Genomic DNA, 3,166 nt, shown 5'->3' with positions numbered 1-3,166 from the left:
CGAGCCCAAAGTGCCAGATGCTGCAGCCCGCGCTAACGACGGCAATGCGCAGAAAGCTGACTTTGCAAAGTTGCCGTTCAAAGTTTCGCTTGCCTACAGAACAGCGAATACGATGATGGTAGTTCTACAGACCAAGTCGAGCCTCAGCAGATCAAGCCAGTGCTGCGCAGCCGTTTTCAGCTACACAGCAGACAGGTCACAATGCGCCTTCGTCGCCTAGGAACTCGATACCAGCTGTCGCGCCATCACTGTAAGCAATGCAATTCCAAGGAGCACGATCCTCGCCAACGCCGACTGTGACCTGTGTTCCTGCCTCGCTAAACGCGGATGAGAGCACCACGACTTGCGAATTATTCGTCGTGTTAGCTACATCTCGCAAACACGCCTGCTGAGCCGGCGTGAGCTCGGCGGACGCGCTTGATGTACTCGTATCGTCGCAGGCCGCAAGAATTGCGCAACATGTCGCGCCTGCAATCATCATCATCTTGCTAGACATTTTCTTCTCCCTCTGGTTCCCTTGAAGTTAGTGAAATTGGATGCGCTTGTTTAAAGCTCTCGCGTCTGTGCAGCCAATTGAACATACCTTGATCCTGTGACTACCTTTCCCAAAATTTGCGGCGGGGGGCTTGGTCGGCGGGTCGATATTTCGTTGACTATCGGGGCCGACAATAACGTGTGAAAGCCGAATAACGTCGTTAGCAAATACTAGAGAAAACTCTGGAAAGAGGGCGAGAACGTTAAGTCTGAGCATCGCGTCCTCCCAGCGCTCAATCATTGTAAAGTGCCTTCCGACCGCCGGTACTCACTCCAGCAGTCGAAAGGGCTCGGCACAGCGAGCAGCAACGACAACAACGGAGGTAAAATAAAGTTGTGTCGAATTCGCATGTTTGAATCTAATTTGAAATAAATCAATATTTTTTCCGCGCGTAAATTTCTCTACGCTCTCGTACGATAGGCCTCTGCGTTCAAACAAAAAAGTAAGTGGGAGCTACGAGTGTGTTCCCCTGAGCGGCGAAGCGATTTGAGGCCGCACAAAAACAATGAAGGGATTGAAAGATGGGATTTGGTGAAGCCGTTAAGACGTGTTTCTCGAAATACTTCCAGTTCTCCGGTCGGGCTATACGCTCAGAATACTGGTGGTTCTTCTTGTTTGTGGTTGTCGTGAGTGCTGCCTTAGCTGTGCTGGATACGATCATATTCGGGACCAACCCCGAAACAGGCCAGGGATCTCGGGTCCTGTCCTCTGTTTTCCAGCTGGCTGTTCTCATACCTATGCTGGCCGCCGGTTGGCGAAGGCTGCATGATACAGGACGACCTGGCTGGTATTTGCTGCTGCCGATGGCGCTCAGCATTACAACGCTATTTGTTATGCTGGGTGGGGTAGCGTTCTTTTCGGTATTGGAGCAGGGGACCGAAAACCCCGATGCATTACGGGGACCCGCGGCAGTACTGGGCGTGACCGGTATTGTTGTTGTCTCAATTCTTCAATTGGTTCTGTCTATCCTGATGATCTGGTGGCTGACACGACCTTCCCAAGAAGGTGCAAACGAATACGGCGAACCTGTTTCCTAACCTTGTTGCCCGGTTAACGGGCCGGACACTCTGGCTGAACGACAGTACGAACCACAACACCATGGAGAGAGAAAATGAGTTTCCAAACGATTTCCATTGGAACACTGATGATGGCAATGGCGACCACAGCATCAGCGGAGTGGTCGTTCAACTCCGGGCCTAACCCCAATGCTTTTATTCAGACCGGAAACATGACGCTGGAACTTCAGTGTAACCGTATCCGCTTTGCTCCGGCCGGATATGAGGACAGCCAGGACATTGTGGATAAGCAGGGGCTTTCCATTCGATTTTTGAAGAACGGCACCACCGAAGTTGGCGCATTTCAGGTTGGCGCAGAGAACGCTGACGTGCAGATCGTCGACAATTATCCTGTCGAGGTCAGTTTCAATAGTCAGCAGGATTATGGTTTTGTACTGGACCAGCTTGCGGCCAATGCATCGGTTAATCTGTCCATGATTGATCAAGATGTCAGCTACGGAATCTTTGACTTGAAGGGTTCCAGTGCAGCAATTCGGTCCCTTCGTTCCGCCTGCGATTCAGGTGCTAGCCAGGGGGCCTCCTACGAACCCCCAGAAGGCATCGTCTATTGTGGTGGCGGAGCGGTAGAGCGAGTCATCGAACCCGTAATTTTGGACAACCCGGAGGGAGAGTGGGACGCGCGAGTAACAGTCAACGGTGAGTCAATCAGAGCCATGACGGCCTACAGTTACTTCGGAAACTCTGAGCCGCCGGCCGGATTTGTCGTTGCCCTGCTTGGGGAAGACAGGTCCGAGTTTTTGATTTTTAGCGAAGGCTCGGCAAACTGGCTGGAGTACGGGGACTATAGGTATGATCAATGTAACTGACGCCACCCTCCAACCGGCTTCCCAAATAGTGCGCCTGTTGAAAGGGTTGGTTTCCAGGATTACGCTGGTTTCGAGTCTAGTGTGGACCTCACCAGCTGTCGCGGCTGATTTATCGCAACTTCCGCCCGGTTTGCAGGCGAGGGTTGATCTTGCGGCAAGGGCCTGCGCGGAATTCAACGACGGTCAATTTGACATAGCCTGGGGCGCGGTTGAAAGGGTCGATCTCGACGGAGATCTACAACGCGATTGGGTTCTGAATGAATCTGGTTTTGCGTGTTCAAGCGCCGCATCTCTATATTGCGGAACTGGCGGATGCGTCTCGCACTTCTTGGTTGAAGAGGAGGTACACTCGTTGCTCAACCAAGGCTGGACGGTCACTGATTTTGGGCGTCAACGCGTTGTTGTTGCGGATATTCATGGATCCAATTGCGACGGAATAAACCCAACGCCTTGCGTCACCGCCAGTGTTTGGGATGCGGAAGCTAAGACGTGGCGCTCGTCTGCTGGTGATTCGGAGTAAACTGTAATTGGGCACCAAAGATAAGCCTGAGAACCTTTTTGTTCGGTGGTTCCTTTGTGGCATGCAAACTTGTGGGCAAACTTCCAAGCTTTTCTTTTATGAAATCAATGTCAGAAACGCAGCGTTATGAGCGCACCCACATCCGGTCGCGGAAATTACAAAGTCTTGTCACGATTGTTCGCTTTGGGTGGATTGCGGTCCTTTGGAGTAAAAAATGCGGATATCCGCA

4 protein-coding genes are annotated in these 3,166 nt (G+C 52.0%); all 4 read left to right on the top strand.

Features of this window, described 5'->3' with window-relative positions; all coding sequences use genetic code 11:
- A partial coding sequence (locus tag GOX45_RS21995) for a hypothetical protein (protein WP_217350623.1) occupies positions 1–220 on the top strand: 220 nt, incomplete at its 5' end.
- Positions 221–1,056: 836 nt separating this feature from the next.
- A complete protein-coding gene (locus GOX45_RS21835; protein ID WP_170575351.1) occupies positions 1,057–1,572 on the top strand; it encodes a DUF805 domain-containing protein in 516 nt (171 codons plus the stop codon).
- Between the two features lie 74 nt (positions 1,573–1,646).
- Positions 1,647–2,417 carry a hypothetical protein gene (locus GOX45_RS21830; RefSeq protein ID WP_171104063.1) on the top strand — a complete coding sequence of 257 codons (771 nt, stop codon included), beginning with the start codon at positions 1,647–1,649 and terminating at the stop codon, positions 2,415–2,417.
- Complete coding sequence (locus GOX45_RS21825) at positions 2,401–2,937, top strand: hypothetical protein (protein WP_171104061.1); 537 nt, start codon at positions 2,401–2,403, stop codon at positions 2,935–2,937. Before GOX45_RS21830 ends, GOX45_RS21825 begins: the two co-directional genes overlap by 17 nt.
- Positions 2,938–3,166: the final 229 nt, after the last annotated feature.

The organism is Ruegeria sp. HKCCD7255 (assembly GCF_013031565.1).
Lineage (GTDB): Bacteria > Pseudomonadota > Alphaproteobacteria > Rhodobacterales > Rhodobacteraceae > Ruegeria.
Note: the sequence above shows the minus strand (reverse complement) of the source record. Positions and strands in the feature narration are given on the sequence as shown.